The 23,180-nt window shown below is 68.3% G+C and carries 22 protein-coding genes; 12 read left to right on the forward strand and 10 right to left on the reverse strand.

Annotation, left to right across the window (positions count from 1 at the left end; translation table 11 throughout):
• The coding region (locus tag J1C47_RS13765; protein WP_207351353.1) for a hypothetical protein at positions 1-187 on the forward strand (187 nt) is incomplete at its 5' end.
• Positions 188-220: 33 nt separating this feature from the next.
• Here J1C47_RS13765 and J1C47_RS13770 read toward each other — a convergent pair.
• Both J1C47_RS13770 and J1C47_RS13775 read right to left on the reverse strand, forming a co-directional pair.
• Positions 221-1,042 (reverse strand): class I SAM-dependent DNA methyltransferase, encoded by an 822-nt coding sequence (locus tag J1C47_RS13770; RefSeq protein ID WP_207351354.1) that lies wholly within the window; start codon positions 1,040-1,042, stop codon positions 221-223.
• Positions 1,043-1,176: 134 nt separating this feature from the next.
• Positions 1,177-1,824 carry a pyroglutamyl-peptidase I gene (locus J1C47_RS13775; RefSeq protein WP_207351355.1) on the reverse strand — a complete coding sequence of 216 codons (648 nt, stop codon included), beginning with the start codon at positions 1,822-1,824 and terminating at the stop codon, positions 1,177-1,179.
• Positions 1,825-2,113: 289 nt separating this feature from the next.
• On the opposite strand from J1C47_RS13775, the gene J1C47_RS13780 reads away from it, so the two are divergent.
• Positions 2,114-2,326, forward strand: a complete 213-nt coding sequence (locus J1C47_RS13780) for a cold-shock protein (protein ID WP_207351356.1) — start codon at positions 2,114-2,116, stop codon at positions 2,324-2,326.
• A gap of 860 nt (positions 2,327-3,186) precedes the next feature.
• Here J1C47_RS13780 and J1C47_RS24125 read toward each other — a convergent pair.
• Positions 3,187-4,320: a mandelate racemase/muconate lactonizing enzyme family protein gene (locus tag J1C47_RS24125; protein WP_207351357.1), complete on the reverse strand. Its 1,134-nt coding sequence runs from the start codon at positions 4,318-4,320 to the stop codon at positions 3,187-3,189.
• A 136-nt stretch (positions 4,321-4,456) separates the two neighbouring features.
• Positions 4,457-5,512, reverse strand: coding sequence for a LacI family DNA-binding transcriptional regulator (locus tag J1C47_RS13790; RefSeq protein WP_207351358.1), 1,056 nt, complete (start codon positions 5,510-5,512; stop codon positions 4,457-4,459).
• Between the two features lie 195 nt (positions 5,513-5,707).
• Here J1C47_RS13790 and J1C47_RS13795 point away from each other — a divergent pair, with 195 nt between their 5' ends.
• From J1C47_RS13795 to J1C47_RS13840, 10 genes are all read left to right on the forward strand, one after another.
• Complete coding sequence (locus J1C47_RS13795; protein ID WP_207351359.1) at positions 5,708-7,021, forward strand: ABC transporter substrate-binding protein; 1,314 nt, start codon at positions 5,708-5,710, stop codon at positions 7,019-7,021.
• 59 nt (positions 7,022-7,080) lie between these two features.
• Positions 7,081-7,818 (forward strand): SDR family NAD(P)-dependent oxidoreductase, encoded by a 738-nt coding sequence (locus tag J1C47_RS13800; RefSeq protein WP_207351360.1) that lies wholly within the window; start codon positions 7,081-7,083, stop codon positions 7,816-7,818.
• A gap of 10 nt (positions 7,819-7,828) precedes the next feature.
• Complete coding sequence (locus J1C47_RS13805) at positions 7,829-8,698, forward strand: carbohydrate ABC transporter permease (protein ID WP_207351361.1); 870 nt, start codon at positions 7,829-7,831, stop codon at positions 8,696-8,698.
• Positions 8,699-8,708: 10 nt separating this feature from the next.
• The gene (locus J1C47_RS13810; protein WP_207351362.1) at positions 8,709-9,536 is read left to right on the forward strand and encodes a carbohydrate ABC transporter permease; all 828 of its coding nucleotides are present in this window, start codon (positions 8,709-8,711) and stop codon (positions 9,534-9,536) included.
• A 6-nt stretch (positions 9,537-9,542) separates the two neighbouring features.
• Entirely contained in the window at positions 9,543-10,562 is a 1,020-nt protein-coding gene (locus J1C47_RS13815) for an alcohol dehydrogenase catalytic domain-containing protein (RefSeq protein ID WP_245396559.1), read from the forward strand.
• On the forward strand, positions 10,562-11,641 hold the full coding sequence (locus J1C47_RS13820) for an ABC transporter ATP-binding protein (protein ID WP_207351363.1): 1,080 nt from the start codon (positions 10,562-10,564) through the stop codon (positions 11,639-11,641). Before J1C47_RS13815 ends, J1C47_RS13820 begins: the two co-directional genes overlap by 1 nt.
• A 25-nt stretch (positions 11,642-11,666) precedes the next feature.
• Entirely contained in the window at positions 11,667-13,127 is a 1,461-nt protein-coding gene (locus tag J1C47_RS13825; protein ID WP_207351364.1) for an NAD-dependent succinate-semialdehyde dehydrogenase, read from the forward strand.
• A complete protein-coding gene (locus J1C47_RS13830) occupies positions 13,124-14,056 on the forward strand; it encodes a PfkB family carbohydrate kinase (RefSeq protein WP_207351365.1) in 933 nt (310 codons plus the stop codon). Before J1C47_RS13825 ends, J1C47_RS13830 begins: the two co-directional genes overlap by 4 nt.
• The gene (locus J1C47_RS13835; RefSeq protein ID WP_207351366.1) at positions 14,053-15,090 is read left to right on the forward strand and encodes a tagatose 1,6-diphosphate aldolase; all 1,038 of its coding nucleotides are present in this window, start codon (positions 14,053-14,055) and stop codon (positions 15,088-15,090) included. Before J1C47_RS13830 ends, J1C47_RS13835 begins: the two co-directional genes overlap by 4 nt.
• Positions 15,091-15,534: 444 nt before the next feature.
• The gene (locus J1C47_RS13840) at positions 15,535-16,842 is read left to right on the forward strand and encodes a diguanylate cyclase domain-containing protein (RefSeq protein WP_207351367.1); all 1,308 of its coding nucleotides are present in this window, start codon (positions 15,535-15,537) and stop codon (positions 16,840-16,842) included.
• Positions 16,843-16,879: 37 nt separating this feature from the next.
• Here the strand turns inward: J1C47_RS13840 and J1C47_RS13845 are convergent, their stop codons facing one another.
• The 6 genes from J1C47_RS13845 to J1C47_RS13870 form a co-directional block, all read right to left on the reverse strand.
• The gene (locus J1C47_RS13845) at positions 16,880-17,842 is read right to left on the reverse strand and encodes a 3-hydroxyacyl-CoA dehydrogenase (protein ID WP_207351368.1); all 963 of its coding nucleotides are present in this window, start codon (positions 17,840-17,842) and stop codon (positions 16,880-16,882) included.
• Positions 17,839-18,726: an N-acyl homoserine lactonase family protein gene (locus tag J1C47_RS13850; protein ID WP_207351369.1), complete on the reverse strand. Its 888-nt coding sequence runs from the start codon at positions 18,724-18,726 to the stop codon at positions 17,839-17,841. Before J1C47_RS13850 ends, J1C47_RS13845 begins: the two co-directional genes overlap by 4 nt.
• 28 nt (positions 18,727-18,754) lie before the next feature.
• The gene (locus tag J1C47_RS13855; protein ID WP_207351370.1) at positions 18,755-19,312 is read right to left on the reverse strand and encodes a hypothetical protein; all 558 of its coding nucleotides are present in this window, start codon (positions 19,310-19,312) and stop codon (positions 18,755-18,757) included.
• Positions 19,309-20,373, reverse strand: a complete 1,065-nt coding sequence (locus tag J1C47_RS13860; protein ID WP_207351371.1) for a substrate-binding domain-containing protein — start codon at positions 20,371-20,373, stop codon at positions 19,309-19,311. Before J1C47_RS13860 ends, J1C47_RS13855 begins: the two co-directional genes overlap by 4 nt.
• Before the next feature lie 19 nt (positions 20,374-20,392).
• On the reverse strand, positions 20,393-21,721 hold the full coding sequence (gene hisD / locus J1C47_RS13865) for a histidinol dehydrogenase (RefSeq protein WP_207351372.1): 1,329 nt from the start codon (positions 21,719-21,721) through the stop codon (positions 20,393-20,395).
• Between the two features lie 114 nt (positions 21,722-21,835).
• Positions 21,836-23,050 carry a sugar ABC transporter substrate-binding protein gene (locus J1C47_RS13870; RefSeq protein WP_342591984.1) on the reverse strand — a complete coding sequence of 405 codons (1,215 nt, stop codon included), beginning with the start codon at positions 23,048-23,050 and terminating at the stop codon, positions 21,836-21,838.
• Between the last annotated feature and the right edge of the window lie 130 nt (positions 23,051-23,180).

Genomic DNA, 23,180 nt, shown 5'->3' on the forward strand with positions numbered 1-23,180 from the left:
CGAACCCTCCGCTGATCGCGAGGTGAATCGGACCACAAACCGGCGGAATTGGGAATCCGAAATCGCAAGAAACCCGGTGTCAAAACCCAGCTTTCCTGCAAAATCGAAACCTTGCCGAAGCCAAAAATCCAAACCCTATCAAGCCGTCAGCGATACTTCACGGATGACTCTTTTCGTCGGCGCATGATCGTTGCCGGAAACCGGTTCCCGCGCTTCGCAATCATGCTCTCGCGACGACGAGGTGGCCCGGCGCCGGCTTTCCCTCCTGCATGCGCACGACGATCGGCTCGAACGCGGCGACCTCGAGGCCGGCCGATCGCAGCGCCGCGCGGACATGGCCTTCGCCGTGATGGAAGCGATGGTCGCGGCCGACCGCAAAGCCGGCCTCGCCGCCTTCGTCCGGCGCGAGGCTTTCGGTCGAGGCGACGAACACACCACCCGGCGCGAGCCTTGCCGCGACGGCGAGAAAGAGCGGGCAAAGGTCGCCGATATAGGGCACGACGTCGGCGGCGGTGACGAGATCGAAGGGTTCCGGTTCCTCGAATTCCTGAAGAAAGCCCAGCGCCTCGCCGACATAGAGATGGTCGTACACCCCGGCCTCATAGGCGATCTCGACCATCCGTTCCGAGAGGTCGACGCCGTGCATCTCGTCGACGCGGCCGTCGAGCGCGGCGCCAACGAGCCCGGTGCCGCAGCCGAGATCGAGCGCTCGGTCGAAGTGGTGATGGCCGAGCCGCGCCAGCGCCTTTGCCATCAGGCCGGGCACCCCGTAAGCGAGCTGGCGGACGAGGATGTCTTCGAAGGCCGCCGCCTGCTGGTCGAACAGCGTCGTCACATAGGCCTCGCCGGCCGAGACGGGCGTCTCGCCGCGACAAAGGGCGGCGAGCCTGAGCATCGCCCCGACGTGGTCCTCAGGGTCGATCGCCAGACAGCGCCGATAGGCCTCGGCCGCCGCGTCGATCCGCCCGGCCTTTTCCGCGGCCAGCGCCTCGCCATAGGCGGCGTCGAGGGCTGCCTCGTCGAAGGGCGGCGTGCGGGTCATGGGATAATCCTCGGGCGGTCTGCAGCGGCATCGGCCCGGATGGCGGGGAGCGATCGTCCGCAAGCAGGATGGTTGGAATGACGATGTCGGAGCGTCCGTCCTGCGCTCTCGCGGACGCTCGGCGCCGTCGGCCGTCAGCCGGCAATCGGGCGCTCGACGTCAGTGCCCGCGGTCCCGACCGATTGCAAGAGCGCCAGCGCCGCCGCCTCGAGGGTCGCCATCGGCACACTCATGAACACCTCCGGCAGCGGAAGTTGCAGGACGAGATCGCCGACCCCCTCGTCGCTGGACGGCAGGTGGAAGAAGCCGAAGCGCTCGACGCCGAGACCGTCGGCGGCGAGCGCCAGGCGGTAGAGCGTGTCGTTGCAGAGATAGCCGCCGGCATTTGACGACCATTCGAAGTCGATCCCCGCCCGGCGCAGCGCCCCGGCGACGGCGCGCCAGTCGAGCCGGCAGGCGAGCGTCTCCGGGCCGTCGCCGATCGAGGGACCGGCGGGAAACGCTCCGAGCGCGTCGGGGCGGCCGAGCTCGCGGCGATTGCGGGCGACGAGTTCGACGCGAAAGCGCTCGGCCCGCAGATGCGCCCCGAACAACAGCACCGAGCGCGGCCGCAGCCGCAGGATCTCGGCCTTCAGCCGTTGAAACGCCTCGTCCCAGGAGACCGGGAGGACGACGGCGCCCGCCTGCGGCGGCAGGCGATCCGCGATCCGTTCCACGAGGTCCTGCGACGGATTGCGGGCGACGCCGGGGAAGGCGCCGAAGCCTGCGAGGAGTATCGACATTCTGGAAGGATTCCGGACGTTGTTGGCAGAGACAGTACTGGCGCGGCCGCTGTGCCGCAATGAAACGTGAAGCGCGTCAGAAATCTTTCACTTGCAATGATGCGGGGAAACTAGCATTGTCGAAGCCGTTCGGGCAAATTCGCGAACACGGGTAATGGACGAATTGCGTATCGGGAGCGCCTCTCCCGGGTGGGCCGTGGGTCCACGATGTGTCGGTTCCTATCCTCGTCAAGACTTGCCTGCCGCCGCCCTGTGGGCGCCCATACATGCCGGGATAAGGATTCCGATAATGGCACAGACCGGAACGGTCAAATTCTTCAATACCGAAAAGGGTTTCGGTTTCATCAAGCCGGACAATGGCGGTGCGGACATCTTCGTCCACATCTCCGCGGTGCAGGCGTCGGGTCTCGCCGGGCTCCAGGAGAACCAGAAGGTCTCCTTCGACACCGAGCCGGACAAGCGCGGCAAGGGCCCGAAGGCCGTCAATCTGCAGCCGGCCTGACGGCTCGCGGATAAGGCTGGCGTCGCTTGGCCCGAATCGCCGGGCCTTCCGCTTGCGGCCGAAATCGTCCGAACGAATGCGCATCTGCCGATCGATCCGGTCGGTGGGTGCTTCGGCGCGTCTGCCCCCCCCCCCCCACCGCGGCTGACCGGCGCTTCGCTGCAGCCAGATCCTGAAACGGCGTGATCTCTGAAAGTCGGAACCGGTTCTCGGGAAAGATCATGCGCGCAGAAGAGATCGCGCGCTGAGAAGAGATCGCGCGCTGAGAAGACGAGAGAGCAGGATGACGAGCGAAGCTCGCTTCATCCCCTGTTCGCGACGGGTCGGCCTGAAAGTCACGGCTGGTCTTCGCGTGAGACCGATGCATCGAGCCGAATTTGCGCAGAGACCATCCTTCGGCCCGCCCGTTGCGAGGCTTCAGCATCCGCTACCGCAGCCGCCGGCACTATCGGCGTCCCGCTCCCGCCTCTGGCATGCATCGCCCGCCCCTGCCGAACGAGGCTGACGCCTGAAGCAATCCGCCTCGCGCATGGGAGCGGCGGCGCCTCTGCGCGCGGATTTTTCGGTGACCCGGAGCCAGCACGGTCGTTCGTCCCCGATCATGCCCCCCGCGGCCGGGGCGGTCACGCGCTTGCCGAACTCCATCGCCACCTCGGTGGGTGGGGATGGCACAATGGGCGGTCTCGATCCGCACGCGGCCCGGAAACAGCTTCGTCGCCGCCGCCGTCACGGAGCCGAGCGAGCCCCTGCTGCAGACGAAGAGGTTCTTCGGCAAAGAGCGCCATTGTCCTTGTGGAGCGGCCGCATGCCGGTCGGGCAGAGCGCCGCGGCCCGGCAGGGCGGCCCGGCGGGGCGCCCTATCACAAGGCAATCCGGTACGGAGCCAGGCGTCCGAGATCGGGGGCGACGCCGAGGCCCGCGCCCGAAGGAATCGTCATCTCGCCGTCCGCGACCGCCGGAAAGCTGCTGACGAATTCGTCCCGCAGCGGGTTGGGATTGGCATCGACCTCGAGCACGCCGGCGCCGCCGGCCGCTGCGAGGTAATGCAGCGAGGCGACGAGGCCGATGCCGCCGCCGAGCCAGTGCGGGCACAGCGTGACGCCGCGCGACGCGGCATGCCGCGCGACCGCCATGCCGCCCGACAGGCCGCCCCACTTGCCGATGTCCGGCTGCAGGAAGCCGATCCCGCCGCCCTCCGCCATCGCCGCGAAGGCCGCCTCGCCCCTGAGGTTCTCGCCATTGGCGACCGCCACCGGCGCTGCCTCGGCGAAGCGCCGCCATTCGGCCACCGCCACGTCGGCACGCATCGGCTCCTCCAGCCATTCCGGCGCGCATTGGGCAAAGGCTTCGGCCATCGACAGCGCCTCGTCGAAGCCCCAGGCCTGGTTGGCATCCACCATGATCGGCGTCGCCGCCCCGAAGGCCGCGCGCAGCGTCCTCAGATTGCCGACGTCCCGGTCGCGGCCGAAGCCGACCTTCACCTTGAAGCGCCGATAGCCTTCGGCATGCTTCGCCTCGGCCAGGCGTTCCGGCGCGTCGGCGTTGAGACCGCTGGCATAGGCAGGCACCGAACGGCGCTCGCCGCCGCCGAGAAAGCGGTGAAGCGGCTCGCCCGCCCGGCGCGCCAGCATGTCCCAGATGCCGAGGTCGATGCCGGCAGTCGCCTGCGCCAGCGGCCCTGGCTCGCCGCTCTGGATCGCTAGGACTTCCGTTTGCGCCGTCAGAAACGCGAAGGCGGCCTGCGGCGCCTCGAAGCGCCGGCCGAGAAGCAGCGGCGCCAGCACCGAGCCGATCAGCCGCGCCCGGTGCTCCGCGCCGACGGCGGGAAAGTTGCACCACACCTCGCCCCAGCCCTCGGCGCCATCGCAGCCGACAACCCTGACGAACAGCGCCGGCCGGTCGCGCATCGTGCCGAAGGAGGTGACGACGGGAACCGCGATCGGCACGCGATAGACCTGCGGCTCGATGGCGGCGATCTCGAAGCCTCTCGTCACGGAGTGTCCTTTCCACGGTTGTCTTGCCCCGGCGCCGACGCCAGCCGTACGATCGCGCCTCGTCGCTCCATGGCCGCGACGCGGCGTCCGCGGCCCGGCGGCGGCAAGGGGCTGCGGCGGCGCGGCCGGGCAGCGCTCACTCTTTCGGCGGCGCGGTCGACTCGCGCACCACCAGCGAAAAGTCGATCTCGCGATGCGCCATCGTCGGCGCTCCCGCCAGCGTCTGGACGAGGTATTCCCCCGCCCGCACCCAGATCTCGTCGGTCGGCATGTGGATCGTCGTCAGGCTCGGGCTGAGGTGGCGGCTCCATTCGAGATCGTCGAAGCCGACCACCGAGACGTCGCCCGGCACGGCGAGGCCGAGCTTCAGCGCTTCGAGCATAACGCCATAGGCGATCACGTCGTTGCCGCAGACGACGGCGGTGGGGCGATGCGGCTGCGAGAGCAGCGTGCGCGCCGCCTGCCGGGCATCGTCGAGCTTGTAGTTCACCTGCAGCATCCAGGCCTCGGGCGGGGTCGCGTCATGCTCGCTCAGTTCGGCCAGGATGCCGGCGAGCCGCGCCTGGGCGCGGTCGTTGTTGCGCTGCATGGCCGCGACGATGCCGACCCTGCGGTGGCCGAGGTCGATCAGGTGGCGGGTGACCCGCCGGCCGGCCCTGGCGTTGTCGACGCCGATCGACGGATAGGGCTTGTCGGGCTCGTAGACGCCGACATTGACGAAGGGGATCGCCTGCGCGTCGAGCAGCCGGCGCAGCTCCTCGCTGTGTTTGTCGCCGCGCAGGATCAGCCCGTCGACGCCGCGGCTGACGAGATTGCGCGCCTGCTGCAGCTCCACCTCGAGATCGTATTCGTTGGTCGCCAGCAGCAGCAGGTAGTCGCGCTGCGCCAGAAAGGACTGCAGCGCCTGCAGCCCCTGCGCGAACATCGCATTGTCGATGGTCGGCACGATGGCACCGATGGTGCGGGTGCGCCGCGAGGAAAGCGCCCGCGCCGAGGCGTCCGGGATATAGCCGATCTCCTCGATGATGGCGCTGATCTTGGCCCGAAGCTCCGGGCTGACCGAGGCCGGGTTGTTCAGCGAGCGAGAGACCGTCGCCGTCGACACGCCGGCCCGCTTGGCGACCGCCCGGATGCCGACCGCCCGCCCCCCTTCTGCAGCGGGGGTTCGCGTATCCTTGTAAATCGGTTTCATTCGGCCTTTCGGTCGTCATCGCGCTTCTACGGGTGGTACAGGCTAGCAGATTGCGGTGAAAACCCGAAACAAAAGATCGGTCGGGGGCGCGATTGACACTGCCGTTCCTGCGGGTCTATGTAACCGGTTACAAGAAAAAGCCGCGGTCAAGCGGATGGCTCCGAACAACCGGACCGATCTGGGAGGATCTGTGACATGACACTGCCCATCAAGAAGGCCTGCGGCCTGACCGCCGCGCTTCTCGCCTCCGTCGCGCTCGCCTCGGCGGCCAGCGCACAGGGCTTCGACTGGATGGCCCACAAGGGCGAGACCATCACCTTCCTGGCGAACAACAACCCCGTCGCCACCGCCATCCTGAAATACAAGGACGACTTCGAGAAAAAGACCGGCATCACGCTGAAGGTCGACAGCTACCAGGAACAGCAGATGCGCCAGCGCCTGTTGACGGTGCTGAACGCCCATTCCGACGAGGTCGACGTCTTCATGACGCTGCCGTCCCGCGAGGGGCGCCAGTTCGCCGCCGCCGGCTGGTACCAGGATCTCAAGCCCTATACCGGCGATCAGACGGTGTCGCCCGACTACGATTTCGGCGGCCTCGGCAAGGCGCTGGTCGACGCCGCGGTGTTCGACGGCACGCTGACCGGCATTCCGCTCAACATCGAAGGGCCGCTCCTCTACTACCGGACCGACCTCTTCGAGAAGTGTGGCGTCGATGCCCCGAAGTCGATCGAGGACATCCAGAAGGCGGCAGAGAAGATCAAGGGCTGCTCGGACGCCTCGAACGTCACGCCCTTCGCCTCGCGCGGCCTGAAGCCGGCGCTGCCCTACACCTTCTCGAACTTCCTGCACAACGAAGGCGGGGAATACATGAAGGACGGCAAGTCGGCGCTCTGCTCGGATGCCGGCAAGAAGGCGCTGTCGACCTATGCCAACCTTCTGAAGGACTACGGCCCTCCGGGCGTCGTCAACTACAGCTTCTACCAGCTCACCTCGCTCTATCGCGCCGGCCGGGCGGCGATGTCCTTCCAGTCCTCCAACGAGTTTCCCTCGGTGATGGAGGGCGGCGAGCGGCTGAAGGACACCGGCATCATGCCGCTGCCGGCGGGCGCCGGCGGCTCGCATCCGACGACGATCGGCTGGGCGATGGCGGTGTCGAAATATTCCGCCCATCCGGAGACCGCCTGGTATTTCGTCCAGTGGGCGACGAGCCCGAAGATGCAGGCGAAGCTCGCCCTCGAAGGCATCGCGCCGCCGCGCGCCGCCGCCGCCGAGGACGCCGACTACAAGGCATGGCTCGCCGAGGAGCCGGTGCGCCAGAAGTGGCAGGAGGCGCTGCAGACGCTCGCGTCCGACGGCACCTCGGAGGTCGGCTATCCGATCGTCCAGAATCCGGAGTCGCGCGAATATATCGGCCAGGCGGTCGACGACATCCTGCTCGGCACCGCCGACGTCGATCAGGCCTGCGCCAATGCCGACCAGCAGCTGAACGCGCTGATCGAGCGCGAATAGGCTGGCAAGAGCCGCCCGACCCTCCCAGCCGGGCGGCTCCCTCCTGTGGTGTGATCCCCATGTCCCATGAGCAGTTTCAGTTCGCGCCCGGATTTCGCGCGGTCGTGATCGGCGGCCTCGGCGGCATCGGCGCGGCGATCGTCCGGCTTCTCGGCGAACTCGGCGCGCACGTCGCCGCCACCGGCGTCGGCGAGGCGGAGATGGCGGCCTGCGGCCTCGTCGCCTCGAAGACGCTTTCGCTGCACGTTCTCGACGTCACCGACGACGCCGCCATGCGCGGCTTTGCGGCAGGCTTCGACGGCGTCGACCTCCTGGTCAACTGCGCCGGCATCCTGAGGCGCGACGCCGAATTCGACCTCGACGTCTTCCGCAAGGTGATCGACGTCAACCTCACCGGCACCTTCAGCGCCTGCCTCGCCTTCCGGGCGGCGCTCGCCAAGAAGCACGGCTCGATCGTCAACATCGCCTCGATGAACGCCTATTCCGGCCTGCCGCGGATTCCCGCCTATTGCGCCAGCAAGGCCGGCGTCGTGATGCTGACCAAGAGCCTGGCGCTCGCTTGGGCGAACGATCCGATCCGCGTCAACGCCGTCGCCCCCGGCTTCATCGAGACGCAGATCAACGCCGAAGGCCGCAAGGAGCTCGCCCACTACCAGCGCATCGCCGGCCGCACCGCGCTCGGCCGCTGGGGCCAGCCGGAGGAGATCGCCGGCACCGTCGCCTTCCTCGCCATGCCCGCCAGCGCCTATGTCACCGGCACCGTCTTCGCCGTCGACGGCGGCTTCCTGGCCGGTTGAGGCGCGCGTGATGGCCAGGACCCTCTCCCCCCGCGGCCAGCTCCTCGGCCTCTCGGCCCCGGCGCTGGTCTTCACAGTCGTGATGATCGCCTTCCCGTTCGGCTATACGCTGTGGCTGAGCCTGCAGTCCTTCACCGCGACCGGCATGACGCGGTTCGAGGGCCTCGGCAACTACGGCCGCATGGTCTCCGACGGGCAGTTCTGGAACGGCCTGACCGTCACCTTCTACCTCTACTTCCTGTCGCTCGCTTTGCAGCTCTTCTTCGGCACGGTGCTGGCGCTCCTGCTCTTCCGCGCCAAGAAGCTGCCCGGCATCGTCCGCTCGCTGTTCATCTCGCCCTTCATGATGCCGCCGGTGGTCGCCGGGATGATGTGGCTGGTGATCCTCGATCCCTCGCTCGGCGCGGCGAACTTCATCCTCACCTCGCTCGGCCTGCCGCCGTCGACCTGGCTGGCATCGCCCGGCCTCGTGGTGCCGACGCTGGCGCTGATCGACAGCTGGCAGTGGAGCCCCTATGTCGCGCTCATCGTCCTCGGCGGCCTGCAGGCGCTGCCGCCGAGCGTCTACGAGGCGGCCGAGATCGACGGCGCCTCGGGCTGGAAGGTGCTCTGGCGGATCACCCTGCCGCTGCTCCTGCCGACGCTCGCCACCGCGACGATCCTGCGAAGCGTCGACCTCCTGCGCTTCTTCGATCTCATCTACATCACCACCCAGGGCGGGCCGGCCAACGCCTCCACGACCCTCAACATCTACGGCTTCCGCACCGGCTTCGAGTTCTTCCAGCTCGGCTATGCGAGCGCGCTGATGGTGACGCTCTCGGTGATCGTGCTCGGCGCGGTGCTCATCCTCAACCGCATGCGCGACGCGGTCGCCTGGTAGGAAAGAGACGATGTCCGCGATTGCAAGCTCCGACCGCCTCACGGCGTGGCTCAACGCCGTCCTGCTGTTCTTCGCCGGCTGCGTCGTGATGATCCCGACGCTGTGGATGGTGCTCTCCTCCTTCAAGCAGTCCTTCGAGGTCACCGCCTATCCGCCGACGCTGTTCTTCACGCCGACGCTCGAGAACTACGTTTCGCTGTCGGAGACGACGCCGTTCCTCCACTACGCCTTCAACTCGATGGTGGTGACCACCGCCTCGACCCTTCTCGGGCTGATCCTCGGCGCCCCCGCCGCCTTCGTCGCCTCCTGGACGCGGATCACCTGGCCGGCGGTGGTGACGCTGGTCGCGCGCATGGCGCCCGGCACGCTGTTCCTCCTGCCCTGGTACGTGATGTTTCGGCAGGTCGACATGATCGGCAGCTACTGGGCGCTGATCCTCACCCATGCGGTGATCACCATGCCGATCGTCATCTGGGTGCTGCTGCCGTTCTTCGACAACATCCCGCGCAGCGTCTACGAGGCGGCGCAGGTCGACGGCTGCTCGCCCTTCCGGGTGTTCTGGCGGATCGCCCTGCCGCTCGTCACCTCGGGCCTCGCTGTCTCGGCGATCCTCGCCTTCGTCTTCTCCTGGAACTACTTCCTCTTCGCGCTGGTCCTGTCGAATTCCGACACCAAGACGCTGATCGCCGCCTCCTTCAACTTCATCGGCGAAGGCTCGACCAACTGGGGCGCCCTGATGGCCGCCGCCACGCTGATCGCTTTGCCGCCCCTCGTCCTCGCCGTCATCGTCCAGCGCTGGCTGATCTCCGGCCTGACGCTCGGCGCCGTGAAAGGCTGATCCGCCATGCCGACCGCCGACCCCACCACCCAGCGCCCGCAGATGCGCGCGGCCGCCTTCCACGGCGAGGACCGCATCAGCGTCGAGACCGTTCCCCTGCCCGAGCCGGGACCCGGCGAGGCGCTGGTGAAGATCCTGCGCACCGCCCTCTGCGGCTCCGACTTCAAGCTCTGGCACAAGGGCGCCGAGCACATCGCCGGCCACGAGATCTTCGGCCGGGTGGAACAGCCGGGCCATGCGCTGCACGGCCGGCGCTGCGCCGTCTACATCCCGGTCCATTGCGGGCACTGCGCGGCATGCCGGGCCGGCGACACGCAGATGTGCCTCGAGGTCTCCTCGCTGATCGGCTGGAACCGCGACGGCGGCTACTGCGAATATGTCGCCGTTCCCAACGACTGCCTGCTGCCGGTGCCCGACGACATTCCCGACGATCTCGGGCCCCTCCTCCTCGACACGATCGGCACCTCGGCCCATGCCGTGCGCGAGGCGCAGCGCTTCGTCGCCCGCGACGGCGACCCGGCGGTGCTCGTCACCGGCGCGGGGCCCGTCGGCCTCGGCGTCGTCCTCGCCCTCAGGGCGCTCGGCTACGGCCGGGTCTTCGTCTCCGACCCGAACCCGGAGCGCCTTTCGATCGCCGTCTCCTTCGGCGCGGCGGCACATCCGGTCGGCAGCCGCGAGGCCCGTTTCAAGATGATCGTCGAATGCTCCGGCGCCCATGCCGCGCGCAACCTCGCGATCGAGCTGGTCCTGCCGAAGGGCGTCATCGTCCTCGTCGGCGAGAACGCCGCGCCCTGGACGATCACCGAGGACAAGGTGTTCCGCCGCAAGGACTTCGCCATGCTGCGCACCTTCTATTTCCCGAAGGGTGATCTCGACGCCAACGTCGAGCTGCTGCGCGCCAACAAGGAGCGCTACGCCCGGCTGGTGGACGAGCGCTTCGGCCTCGACGCCTTGCCCGAACGCTTCGCCCGTTTCGCCGAAGGCAAGTCGATCAAGCCGGTCCTCGCCTTCGAGGAGACCCGCTGATGGCCTCGCTCTCGATGCGCAAGCTGGTGAAGAAATACGGCGACTTCACCGTCATTCCCGATCTCGACCTGGAAATTCCCGACCACGAATTCGTCGTGCTGGTCGGCCCGTCCGGCTGCGGCAAGTCCACCCTCCTGCGGGTGCTCGCCGGGCTCGAATCGATCAATGGCGGCGACCTGTTCATCGGCGACCAGCGGGTCAACGACGTGCCGGCGGCCAAGCGCGACATCGCCATGGTTTTCCAGGACTACGCGCTCTATCCGCACATGACGGTGCGCCAGAACATGGCCTTCTCGCTCGAGATGCGCGGCATGACCAGGGAGGAGATCGCCGGGCGGGTCGAGCGCGCCGCCGGCCTCCTGCACATCGGCGACTTCCTCGACCGGCGGCCGAAGCAGCTCTCCGGCGGCCAGCGCCAGCGCGTCGCCATGGGCCGCGCCATCGTGCGCAATCCCAAGGTCTTCCTGTTCGACGAGCCGCTGTCGAACCTCGACGCCAAGCTGCGCGCCCAGGTGCGCGCCGAGATCAAGGCGCTGTCGCAGCAGCTGAGGACGACGATGGTCTTCGTCACCCACGATCAGGTCGAGGCGATGACCATGGCCGACCGGATCGTCGTCATGAAGTCCGGCGTCATCCAGCAGGTCGGAACGCCGGAGGAGGTCTACGAGACCCCGAACAACCTCTTCGTCGCCGGCTTCATCGGCTCGCCGGCGATGAACTTCCTGCCCGTGACGCTCGGCGACGGCAGAGCGCGGCTCGCCGACGGCCGCGCGCTGCCGGCCGAAATCCTCGGATCCGGCCTCGCGCCCTCTGCCGGATCCGGCGAAGGGCTGGTCCTCGGCGTGCGGCCGGAGCATTTCGCCGTCGCGCCAAACGATGCCGACGCGCTGCCCGTCACCGTCGACCTCGTCGAGCCGCTCGGCTCCGACACGCTGGTCCACTTCAAGCTGGCCGAGACGGATGCGATCGCGCGGGTCTCGCCGGACCTTCGCCCGAAGCCCGGCGACACGCTTCCCCTCATCCCGGTCCGCGGCAAGGCGCTCCTGTTCGAGCAGGAATCCGGTCGCGCGATCCGCTGACAGCAAGAAGACAAGGAGTTCCGCCATGGCGATCACCGGCCTCACCGACCCGAGCCTCTTCACAGAGAGCTGCCTCGTCGCCGGCGAATGGATCGGCGCCGGGACCGGCGCCTCGATCCCCGTCACCGATCCCGCCGACGGCAGCGTCATCGCCGCCGTGCCGAGCCTCGACACCGCCGCGGTGAGACGCGCGATCGACGCCGCCGAAGCCGCACAGAAGAACTGGGCGAAGCGCTCCGCCAAGGAGCGTGCCGGGCTGATCCGCCGCTGGTACGAGCTGATCGTCGCGAATGCCGACGACCTCGCCAGGATCCTCACCGCCGAGCAGGGCAAGCCGCTCGCCGAAGCCAAAGGCGAGATCGTCGCCAACGCCGCCTATCTCGAATGGTTCGCGGAGGAGGCCAAGCGCGTCTATGGCGACATCGTGCCGCCGCCGGGTGCCGACCGCCGCATCCTCGTGATGAAGCAGCCGGTCGGCGTCTGTGCGGCGATCACGCCGTGGAACTTTCCGAACGGCATGATCACCCGCAAGGCCGGGCCGGCGCTGGCGGCGGGCTGCAGCATCGTCGTCAAGCCGGCCTCCCAGACGCCGCTCTCGGCGCTCTCGCTCGGCGTCCTCGCCGAACGCGCCGGAATTCCCGCCGGCGTCTTCCAGGTCGTCACCGGCAAGGCCCGCGAGATCGGCACCGAGTTCACCGCCAATCCGAAGGTCGCCAAGATCTCCTTCACCGGCTCGACCGAGGTCGGGCGCTGGCTGATGCGCGAGGGCGCCGCGACGATCAAGCGTCTGTCGCTGGAACTCGGCGGCAATGCACCCTTCATCGTCTTCGAGGACGCCGATCTCGACGCAGCGGTCGAGGGCGCGATGATCGCGAAGTTCCGCAATTCCGGGCAGACCTGCGTCTGCGCCAACCGGATCTACGTCCATGAGAGCCTCGCCGACGCCTTTGCGCAGAAGCTCGCGGCGGCTGCGGACGGGCTGAAGGTCGGGCGCGGCACCGAGGCGGGCGTCACCCAGGGCCCGCTGATCGACGAGGCCGCCGTCGCCAAGATGGAGGAGCATCTGAGAAACGCCCTCGACAACGGCGCGCGGCTCGTCACCGGCGGCGGGCGCCACGAACTCGGCGGCACCTTCTTCCAGCCGACGGTCCTCTCCGGCGTCACGCAGGCGATGAAGCTCGCCCATGAGGAGACCTTCGCGCCGCTCGCGCCGATCATCCCCTTCGCCAGCGAGGCCGACGTCGTCGCGATGGCCAACGACACCGAGTTCGGTCTCGCCGCCTATTTCTACACCCGCGACCTCGCCCGCATGTTCCGCGTCGCCGAGGCGCTCGAAAGCGGCATCGTCGGGGTGAATTCCGGCCTCATCGCCAACGAGATGGCGCCCTTCGGCGGCTACAAGCAGTCGGGTCTCGGCCGCGAGGGATCGAAATACGGGATCGAGGAATATCTCGAGACCAAATATGTCTGCGTCGCCGGGCTATGACCGGTCTCGCGCCGGCCTTCGGCGAGCGCCCGTCCACGGTGATCTGCCTCGGCCTTTCGGCCTTCGACTACATCTGGCAGGTCGAGCGGCTGCCCGAGGGCCGCAGCGACAAGGTGCGGGCGCCCGAATTCATGACCAAGGGCGGCGGCATGGCCGCCACCGCGGCGGTGGCGGTGGCGCGTCTCGGCGGCAAGGCGCACTTCTGGGGCCGGGCCGGCGAGGACCGCGAAGGCGCGGCGATGCGGGACGAACTCGCGGCCGAAGGCGTCGACGTCTCGGGTTTCCGGCTGTTTGCCGGCGGCCGCTCGTCGATTTCCGGCGTCTTCGTCGACCCGGCGGGCGAACGCCACATCGCGAATTTCCGCGGCGAGAAGCTTCCCGCCGCGCCGGACTTTCTGCCGCTCGCCGAGATCGCAGCGGCCGGCGCCGTGCTCGCCGATCCGCGCTGGCCGGAGGGGGCCGAGGCCGCCTTTGCCGCCGCGCGCGAAGCCGGCGTTCCGACGGTTCTCGATGCCGACGTCGCGGACCGGGCGGTGTTCGAGATGCTGCTTCCCCTCACCGACCATGCGGTGTTCTCGGCGCCGGCCCTGGCGGGCTTTGCCGGAAGGGATGCGGAGGCCGCCCTCGCGGAGGTCGCGGGCTACGGCTGCCGGATCGCGGCGGCGACGCTCGGCGGCGACGGCGTCCTGTGGCGGGAAGCCGGCGCGACCGCCCGCCGGCCGGCCTTCGCGGTTCCGGTCGTCGACACGACGGGGGCGGGCGACGTCTTCCACGGCGCCTATGCGCTCGCCGTCGCACAGGGCGCCGCGACGGGCGATGCGATCGGCTTCGCCAGCGCCGCCGCGGCGCTCAAATGCACCGCGCCCGGCGGCCGGCGCGGCATCCCGACATTCGATCAGACGATAAAATTCTGGAGAGACAATTCATGACGACGATCGGCAAGAGCCGCGGCCTCGCCCGCCTCGCGGACGCGGACGGACATTTCACCATGGTGGCGCTCGACCAGCGACCGCCGCTGATCGCCGCCATCGCCAAGGCCAAGGGCGTTTCGGCCGCGGACGTCACCTTCGCCGACATGCTCGCGGCGAAGCGCCTCCTGGTGAAGGCGCTCGCCGACGAGGCCTCCTCGATGCTGTTCGATCCGAATTTCGCGATCCCCGCGGCGATCGACATCCTGCCGGCCAGGACCGGCCTGATCGTCACTTTGGAGGAGCACCGCTTCGAGGAGACGCCCGGCGGGCGCAAGTCGCGCTCGATCGACAACTGGAGCGTCGGCAAGATCCGCCGGCTCGGCGGCGACGCGGTCAAGGTGCTCGCCTGGTACCGGCCCGACGCCGCGGCCGAGGTCGTCGCCCACCAGAAGGCCTATGTGCGCGCCGTCGGCGCCGAATGCCGCCGCCACGACATCCCCTATGTGCTGGAACTCCTGGTCTATCCGTTCCCGGACAGCGCCTCCCACACCACCGACTACGTGGAATCCCCCGACAAGCGCGCCGAGCTGGTGATCGACAGCGTGCGGGAATTCGCCAGGCCCGAATACGGCGTCGACCTCTTCAAGCTGGAGACGCCGCTTCCCGGCGCCTCCCTGCCGGAATTCGGTGCCGGCGCGGCGTCGAAAAAGGCCGCGGCCGAGTTCGAGGCGATCGGCGGCATCTGCCGCGAGGCCGGCGTGCCGTGGGTCATGCTGTCCGGCGGCGTCGCTCCGGATCAGTTCGAGCGGGTGATGACCTATTCCTACGCTGCGGGCGCGCAGGGCTTCCTCGCCGGCCGCACGATCTGGCTCGACGCCGTGCAGTCGCACTTCCCGGACGAGGCCGGCGTCCTCGGGGCGCTGAGGGGCGACGGTTTGACGCGGCTGACGTCGCTGAAGACGCTGACCCGGGCGAAGGGCGTCCCCTTTGTGGCACGCTACGACTTCGCCGGCGTCCGGCGCGAGGGCGACGTCGCGGCCTCCTACGCCTGAGCCCGCCGCCCCCTTTGGCCCCAGACGGCCCATGAGACGCACCGAGCGGCGGCAAAGCCACGCCGCTCGGCGCCGTCCGAGCCCTGGCCCGTCCGGAGGGAAGGGTCCACCGGAGGCCGGCCGTAGTACAACTTATTGTAGAATTCCCAGGGCGCCAGGACGAAACCCACGCGCGTCCCTCCCGCGCGCCGCCGCGCGAAATTGATTTATAAGCTTATCTTTGTCGAGCCACGCCGCTAACCAATTATAATACAATGTATTCTAGCAAGGGATGGGTCCAGGTGCTTGGAGCGTCCCGTGCAGAAGCGGATGCCACGGTTGACCGCTGTGCTGTTTCTACCAGTGATTGGCTTGTTGCTTGTCACGGGCGGATTCGTTGCATTTGCGATCCATTGGTCCGCCAGCCAGACCGACGCGCAGTCGGTCCGCCGCGAGACCACCCTGGTGCACAAGCTGATGGACCAGCGGATCGCCCAGATCACCAAGAACCAGCAGACCACGACGTCGTGGGACGATGCGCTGCGGCAGGTGCTCGGCCGCCGCGATCCCGTATGGTTCGACGAAAATCTCGGGATCTGGATGTATAATTATTTCGGCATCGACCGCACCTTCATCCTCGACGGGGCGGATCATGCCGTCTACGCGATGATCGACGGCCGCCGCGACGAGCCGGGCAGCTATTTCACCCAGGCCTCGGCGGTCGCGCCGGTCGTCGCGGAACTCCGGCAGCGCCGGAGGAAGGCCGGGGCCTCCGAGGACGCGCCGACGGCGGTGAAACGCTACGTCATCCTGGAGAACCGGCCTGCCGTGGCCAGTGCCGCCGCGATCCTCTCCGATACCGGGCAAATCGAGCAGGTCGCGGGAGAAGAGGCGGTGCATATCGCCGTCCAGTTCCTCGACGGACGTTTCCTCGCCCAGCTCGACGCCGACTTCCTGATCGACCATCCGCGCTTTTCCTGGACCGGCCATCTGGGTCCTCACGAGGCGGCCTTCCCCCTGAATGCCGACGGCGCGGAACTCGGCTATCTGGTCTGGACGGTGCAGCAGCCCGGGACGAAGATCCTCAAACAGATGGTGCCGACGCTCGCCGCGGCCGGCGCCGTCATCGTGCTGCTCGCCGGCGTCCTTCTCTTCCGGGTCCACCAGACGACGCGCAAGCTCGCCGTTTCGCAGCGGCAGATCGAGTTCATGGCGCATCACGACTCGCTGACGGGCCTTGCCAACCGCTTCACCTTCCAGTGCCACCTCGACGAGCGGATGCGGGAGTTCGACCGCACGTGTCGGGGTTTCGCGGTTCTCTATCTCGATCTCGACCGGTTCAAGACGGTCAACGACACGCTCGGCCACCAGGCCGGCGACGAACTTCTCCGGCAGACCGGAGAGCGCATCACGGCGCTGGTCGCGGCGCACGACATGGTGGCGCGTCTCGGCGGCGACGAATTCGCCGTCCTGTGCGACGATGTCCGCGATCGCTCCGAGGTCGAGACCCTGTCGCGGAACATCGTCGAAGCCGTCCAGAATCCGTTCGAGATCGCGGGGGAGCCGGTGTTCGTCGGCGTGTCGATCGGTGCCGCGATGGCCTCGCGCGAGATGGCGGACGAGGCCGATCTCGTCCGCCGCGCCGACGTCGCGCTCTACCGCGTGAAGAATTCCGGCCGCAACGGCTACGTCGTCTTCGGGGAGAACGACGGCGTGCCGGAGGCCGGACGCAAGGGCGCCCACCTCGGCGTGGCCCGGCTCGCCTATGGCTGAGGCAGGATAAGCCGGCAAAGCAACCCGTCGCCGGCGATCACGCCTCGCCTTCCGCACGCCGCTTGTGGGCGGCGAGCGCCATCAGCCGCCGGTCGCGCCAGGCGGTGCGCTGTCTCAGCCCGTCGCGCGGCAGGCTCTCGCGCCGCTCCGCCTCGACGCGGGCGATCAGCGCCTCGCTCCATGGCTGCGGATCGGTGCGCTCCCTGGCGATGGCGAGATAGAGGCCGCCCAGGCGCTCGGCATAGTCGCGGACGCCGCCGGGGGCGTTGAGGTCGATGGTCTCGAACGGCCCCATGAACGACCAGCGCAGGCCGAGGCCCTTCGAGACCGTCGCATCGATGTCCTCCAGCGAGCAGTAGCCCTCCTCGTAGAGCGCCCAGGCCTCGCGCAGCAGCGCACCCTGCAGCCGGTTGAGCACGAAGCCCTCGATCTCGCGGGCGACGCGGATCGGATGCTGCCCGACGCGGGACATCAGCCCGTGCACCGCCTCCAGCGCCCCCGGTTCCGTCCATTCGGCCGGCACCAGTTCGACGACGGGCGCAAGATAGGGCGGATTGACCGGATGCGCGATCAGGCATCGCGGCGCGATCGAAAGCCCGGCCGTGAAGGCCGAGGACGGGATTCCCGACGACGACGAGCCGACGATCGCATCGGCGCCGAGACAGCTCTCCAGCCGCTCGTAGAGCTCCCGCTTGACGTCCGTCCGCTCGAAGACCGACTCCTGGACGTAGTCGACCCCGGCCACCGCCTGCCCGAGATCGGCGACGGTGGTGACGCGCGCTGCCACCGCCTCCGGCCGCTCCTCGATCAGCCCGGCTTCCAGGAGATCGGTCAGCGAGGCCAGAAGCCGTTCCGGCACCTCGGCGAGCCGGCCGGCGTCGCCGTCGTGGACCCGCACCGGAAGTCCCGCCCGCGCGAAGACGATCGCCCAGCCGAGGCCGACAAGGCCGGCGCCGACCACCGCGATGCCGGCGGAGCCGAACTCCTTCCCGCCGCTCACGCGACCACCGAGGCGCTGCCGTCGGCGAGGCAGATCTCGCTGATCCGGAGCTTCTCTCCGGTGATGCGCGAGGGGAAGCGATCGGCGAGCCCCTCCTCGTGGATCGGAATGACCCGGCGGTCGTCGTAGCCGACCTGCTTCATCATCTCCTCGGTCGCCAGAAGCAGATTCATCTGGCTGCCGAGCGCGAGACCCACCGGCGTATACATGGTGTCGACGCCGACGACGGAGCCGTCGTTCTTCAGATTGGTGAACTGGTAGACGAGGTCGCCGGCGAGCACCCAGACGTCTTCGGACGTCGCCTTGCCGTCGTTGCGCACCGTCACCCACATCGAGCCGAAGGTGTGGCTGTCCTTGGCGAGATGGAGATCGATCCCCGGCAACACGTCTTCCAGCGAGCCGTCGACGGTGCGCAGCCGCCCTTCGGCGGCAAGCCCCACCCCGCGCAGGATGTCGCTCGGATCGACGGCGATCATCATCCAGCGCAGTCGGTCGGGCAGCGACATCGCCCAGACCCATTTCTCGATCTCCTCGCGCTGGATGTAGAAGGTCGCGTTGGGAAAGTCCTCGACGCTGCCGAAATGATCGAAATGGGCGTGGCTGATGAACACCGTGTCGACGTCTTCCGGCGTCAGCCCCATCTCGGCGAGCACGACCTTCGGCGAGCGCCAGTTCTCGACGCCGAACTTGTCGGCGAGATGCTTGCCGTAGTCCTTGTGATTGTAGCCGACGTCGACCAGCGCCACGTGGCCGCGGCCCTTGATGAGCACGTAGCAGTAGGGCAGCTTCACATAGCCCTGATTGTGGGCGCCGTAGAGCACGCCGCTCTTGTGGTATTTCGGCACGTAGCTGTATTCCAGAACGTGGATCGAATAGTCGGCCATGGTGTCTCCTCCCACTTGGCGAATGTCGTTACCGGGCGGCCTTCAGCCGGACGGCGCTGCCGCAGCTGCAGCAGGCATGCGAGAAGTCGATCGGGGTGATGCCGGCATCGGGCTCGGCGGCGGCGATCAGCAGCCCCTGGGCGGCGTGAAGCTGGCGCAGGACGCCGCGCTTGCCGTCTTCGTCCGGCGCGGCGCCGCGGCTCGCGGCGAGGCGGTCCATCGCCTGCGCCGCAGCGGCGAGATGGCCGGCCATCAACGACAGCGCCGCGTGATGGCGCGTCGCCGCCGCCGGCACGGCCAGCGCCCGGAGATCGTCGCGGCCGGCGGCCAGCTGGTCGCAGGCGACGCCGAACATCGGATGATCGAGCTGCAGCGCCCGGCCGCCCCCGGTCAGCCGCAGGAGAAACAGCCCGGAAAGCTGCGCCATCACCCGGGCGAGCGTCTCGTAGACCGGGCGCACGCCGCTGCGGTATCGCTGCATCGCCTCGTCGCCCGGCTCGACATGCGCGAGCCGCGCATCGGCTTCGGGCGGCGGCGGCAGATCCCAGACGTCGCAGTGGCTGGCATGGAATGGCGTGCGGCTCATGGGCGAAGCGTCTCCGGCAGGCGCGCCGACCCGCGGATCATCAGCCGCCCCGGCAGGAAATGCTGTTCGGGCCTGCCGGGCTCGCGCTTCTGCAGGCGGGTGATCTCGGCAATGGTGCGATCGATCATCGCGTTCATCGGCTGGCGGACGGTCGTCAGGTCGTGCGAGGGCCACGCCGCCATGGCGATGTCGTCGAAGCCGACGATCGAGACGTCCTCGGGAATGCGCAGGCCGAGCTCGCAGCGGGCGGCGTCCATTGCGCCGATCGCGACGATGTCGTTGCCGCAGAACACGGCGTCGGTCGAGGGAGCGCGCGCGAACAGCGCCTTCATCCCGTCGTAGCCGGCCTCGTAGGTGAAGTCGCCGCCGGAGGCGGCGTCCGGCGTCGGCAGGCCCGCCGCCTCGCAGCCGCCGAGGAATCCGCGCATCCGGTCGACGTTGGTGCTCGCGGTGGCGAGGCCCTGGATATAGGCCGGGCGCCGGTGGCCCGCCGCGGCGAGCCGCGCCGCGACGAGGGCCCCGCCGGCCTCGTTGTCGCAGCACACGACGCTCGCCCGCGCCCCCGTCACGTAGCGATTGAACAGGATGATCGGCGTCTCGCTTTCCTGGAAGTGCTTCAGGAAGTCGGGGGTCATCGTCGCGGCGAGGACCACCACCATGTCCGGGGCGATCTGGCGCAGCGCCGGCAGCGAGTGCTCGACGGAATCCTCCCACGAAATGAGCATCGTGTGGAGGTTCATCTCCTGCAGGCGGCGGGTCAGCTTGACCGTCACCTCCGGGTAGAAGGGATTGGTGATGTTGTTGGCGAGCAGCGCGACGATGCCGCTCTTCCTGGTGATCAGCCCGCGGGCGAAGAGATTGGGCGCATATCCCATCTCCTTGGCCTTTTCGAGCACCCGCTCGCGGGTTTCCCGGGCGATCGTCGGATCGTCGCTCAGGGCCCGCGACACGGTGGCGACGGAGACCTTGGCCTCGCGCGCCACGTCCCTGACGGTGATCCGGCCGCGACCGGCGCGGCCGCCCGCCGGCGCCATCACCCCGTCTTTTCCGGCATCGTCCACCGCTCGCCTCACCGCGCCGTCACTCTGCGGCGTCCATCGCCGGCGCGCCCTCGCCATAGGGCACGTTGATCCGGCCGTAGCGCCTCACCCGGATGTTGCACTGTTCGGCGTGGCCGACGAAACCCTCGAGGATGCAGAGCCGCGAGCCGTACTGGCCGATCAGGCTCGCCGCCTCGTCGGTCAGGACCTTCTGATAGCTGTGGGTCTTGAGGAACTTGCCGACCCACAGCCCGCCGGTGTAGCGGCCGGCCTTCTTGGTCGGCAGCGTGTGGTTCGTGCCGATCACCTTGTCGCCGTTCGCGACGTTGGTGCGCGGCCCGAGGAAGAGCGCGCCGTAGGAATGCATGTTCTCGAGAAACCAGTCGTCGCGATCGGTCATCACCTGGACGTGCTCCGAGGCGATGTCGTTGGCCGCGGCGAGCATCTCCTCGTAACTGTCGCAGAGGATCACCTCGCCATAGTCCTGCCAGCTCCTGCCCGCCGTCTCGGCGGTGGGCAGGATCTCGAGGATCCGGCCGATCTCCTCCATCGTCGCTTCGGCGAGCCTGCGCGAATTGGTGATCAGCACCGCCGGCGAATTGTAGCCGTGCTCGGCCTGGCCGAGGAGGTCCGTCGCGCAGAGCTCGGCGTCCACCGTCTCGTCGGCGATCACCATCGTCTCGGTCGGGCCGGCGAAGAGGTCGATGCCGACCCGGCCGTAGAGCTGGCGCTTGGCCTCGGCGACGAAGGCGTTTCCGGGGCCGACCAGCATGTGCACCGGCTCGATCGTCTCGGTCCCCAGCGCCATGGCGCCGATCGCCTGGATACCGCCAAGTACGTAGATCTCGTGGGCGCCGCCGAAATGCATGGCGGCGATGACGCCGGGGTTGGGGCGGCCCTTGAAGGGCGGCGTCGCGGCGACGATGCGCGGCACGCCGGCCACCGCGGCGGTGACGACCGACATGTGGGCGCTCGCCACCATCGGGAACTTGCCGCCCGGGACGTAGCAGCCGACCGACTGCACCGGAATGTTGCGATGCCCGAGGATCACCCCCGGCAGGGTCTCGACCTCGAGGTCGAGCATGGTCTCGCGCTGGGCCCTGGCGAAGTTGCGGACCTGCTCCTGCGCGAACTTGATGTCGGCGATCTCGCGCGGCGTCAGTTCGCCGATCAGCGCCTCGATCTCCTCGGGCGACAGGCGGAAGGCGGCGGGGCTGTAGCCGTCGAATTTCTCCGAAAGCGCGCGGATGGCCGCGTCGCCCCGCGCCTCGATGTCCTTCAGCGTTTGCTCGACGATCTGCCGGACCTTGGAATCTTCTTCGTTGCGCTCGGACTCGGACTTGCCGCGCTTGAGATGTTCGATCGCCATTTTCAATATCCTTTGTCATCGGCCGGGATCGCTTCGACCCACGCGCCGCAGATCAGCCAAACCAATGGCAGGACGCCGCCGCTTCAAGGGGCGGCGTCCTCTCTGCGACGGCGATCAGGGCTTCACCGTCGGCTCGACCTTGGTGAGGGAGTAGATGTCTTCCGGCGCCTCGCACTGGCGGCAGTTGATACCGGGCGCATCCGGCGCCTTCTCCACCGCGTCGGCCGGCAGCGGCTGGATCGTCGCGTCCGCCGTCGGCTTGCCGTCGAGGGCCGAGGCCAGCGACAGTTCCGGCAGCAGTTCAGGGTTGAACACCTCCGTCACGAAGGAGCTCGGCACCTTGCCCTCGGGAAAGGTGTTGCAGCCGTCCTCGAAGGTGTCGCCCTTGCAGAGCTGGACCTTGTCGGCGGGCACCCAGGGCAGCGGATATTGGATGTTGCGCTCGCCCTCGGCCAGCGGCTCGCGCTTGCCTTCGAGGATCTCCATCATCAGCTTGAACGCAAAGCCCGACTGGGCCGGCGGCGAACCGGCGGAAACGCCGGCCAGCCCCTTCGCCTGGTAGTCGGGATTGGCGAGGGCGAGACGGAAGCCGTTGGAATTTTCGCCCGTCACCGGCACCAGGCGGTCCGGATTGGCCTGCATCAGCGCCTGGATCGCGCCGAACTCGCCGGCCTGGGCCCAGATGCCGTCGACGTCGGGATGCGCGGCGAGCGCCTTGGCGGTCTCCTGCTGGGTCGTGCGGTCGTCCCAGTAGCTGTAGTACTCCGCGGCGATCTCGATGCCGGGATACTGCTTGAACACATGCATCGCACCGCTGGTGTGACGCTCGTCGACGGAGTTGCCGGGCACGCCGCGCGACAGGAAGATCTTGCCCTTGCCGCCGAGCGCGTTGACCAGCGCCTGCGCCGAGTTCTCGCCGAAGCCCGACGTGATGTAGCTGATGTTGTAGGCGCAGGGCTCCGTCACCGTGGCGTCGTACATGAAGAACAGCGTGCCCTGCTGGCAGCCGCGATGGACGGTCCGGTTGAGGGCGGTCGACGAGATTGGGAAGCTGACGATCCCGTCCGCGCCGTTGGCGATCATGCTCTCGTAGTCGGAGATCTGTGCCTGCGGGTCGGTGCCGGAGATGACTTCCGTCAGTTCCACCGTCTTGTCGAAGGGCGGCGTCTTGGCCAGCGCCTTGACGATGTTGGCGGCCTCGCTCTGCCAGGAATTGCCGGAATAGCTGAGCGACAGATAGATCCGCCACTTGCCGTCCTTGGTCTTGGCCTCCGCCGGCTGCATGCCGCCGGCAAGGAGGGCCGTGCCGAGAAGCGCCGCGAGCGACACACCCCATTTTCTCCTCCATGCGGTCCTTCTCAGTCCCATCGTCTTCCTCCCTTTTTCTGGTCGAGAACGGTGCCCTTCTCTCCATTGGCGGGATTCGCACCGAAACCCCGCCTGGAAACGTTTCCAAAAT

Origin of the sequence: Jiella sonneratiae, assembly GCF_017353515.1 — a bacterium.
Lineage (GTDB): Bacteria > Pseudomonadota > Alphaproteobacteria > Rhizobiales > Rhizobiaceae > Jiella > Jiella sonneratiae.

Bases quoted from the DNA above. Each gene is read 5' to 3' on its own strand.
- J1C47_RS13775 (WP_207351355.1), bottom strand. From the start codon at position 1,824: ATGTCGATACTCCTCGCAGGCTTCGGCGCCTTCCCCGGCGTCGCCCGC.
- J1C47_RS13800 (WP_207351360.1), top strand. From the start codon at position 7,081: ATGTCCCATGAGCAGTTTCAGTTCGCGCCCGGATTTCGCGCGGTCGTG.
- J1C47_RS13795 (WP_207351359.1), top strand. From the start codon at position 5,708: ATGACACTGCCCATCAAGAAGGCCTGCGGCCTGACCGCCGCGCTTCTC.
- J1C47_RS13770 (WP_207351354.1), bottom strand. From the start codon at position 1,042: ATGACCCGCACGCCGCCCTTCGACGAGGCAGCCCTCGACGCCGCCTAT.
- J1C47_RS13820 (WP_207351363.1), top strand. From the start codon at position 10,562: ATGGCCTCGCTCTCGATGCGCAAGCTGGTGAAGAAATACGGCGACTTC.
- J1C47_RS13810 (WP_207351362.1), top strand. From the start codon at position 8,709: ATGTCCGCGATTGCAAGCTCCGACCGCCTCACGGCGTGGCTCAACGCC.
- J1C47_RS13850 (WP_207351369.1), bottom strand. From the start codon at position 18,726: ATGGCCGACTATTCGATCCACGTTCTGGAATACAGCTACGTGCCGAAA.
- J1C47_RS13825 (WP_207351364.1), top strand. From the start codon at position 11,667: ATGGCGATCACCGGCCTCACCGACCCGAGCCTCTTCACAGAGAGCTGC.
- J1C47_RS13780 (WP_207351356.1), top strand. From the start codon at position 2,114: ATGGCACAGACCGGAACGGTCAAATTCTTCAATACCGAAAAGGGTTTC.
- J1C47_RS13855 (WP_207351370.1), bottom strand. From the start codon at position 19,312: ATGAGCCGCACGCCATTCCATGCCAGCCACTGCGACGTCTGGGATCTG.
- J1C47_RS13815 (WP_245396559.1), top strand. From the start codon at position 9,543: ATGCCGACCGCCGACCCCACCACCCAGCGCCCGCAGATGCGCGCGGCC.
- hisD (WP_207351372.1), bottom strand. From the start codon at position 21,721: ATGGCGATCGAACATCTCAAGCGCGGCAAGTCCGAGTCCGAGCGCAAC.
- J1C47_RS13835 (WP_207351366.1), top strand. From the start codon at position 14,053: ATGACGACGATCGGCAAGAGCCGCGGCCTCGCCCGCCTCGCGGACGCG.
- J1C47_RS13790 (WP_207351358.1), bottom strand. From the start codon at position 5,512: ATGAAACCGATTTACAAGGATACGCGAACCCCCGCTGCAGAAGGGGGG.
- J1C47_RS13830 (WP_207351365.1), top strand. From the start codon at position 13,124: ATGACCGGTCTCGCGCCGGCCTTCGGCGAGCGCCCGTCCACGGTGATC.
- J1C47_RS13805 (WP_207351361.1), top strand. From the start codon at position 7,829: ATGGCCAGGACCCTCTCCCCCCGCGGCCAGCTCCTCGGCCTCTCGGCC.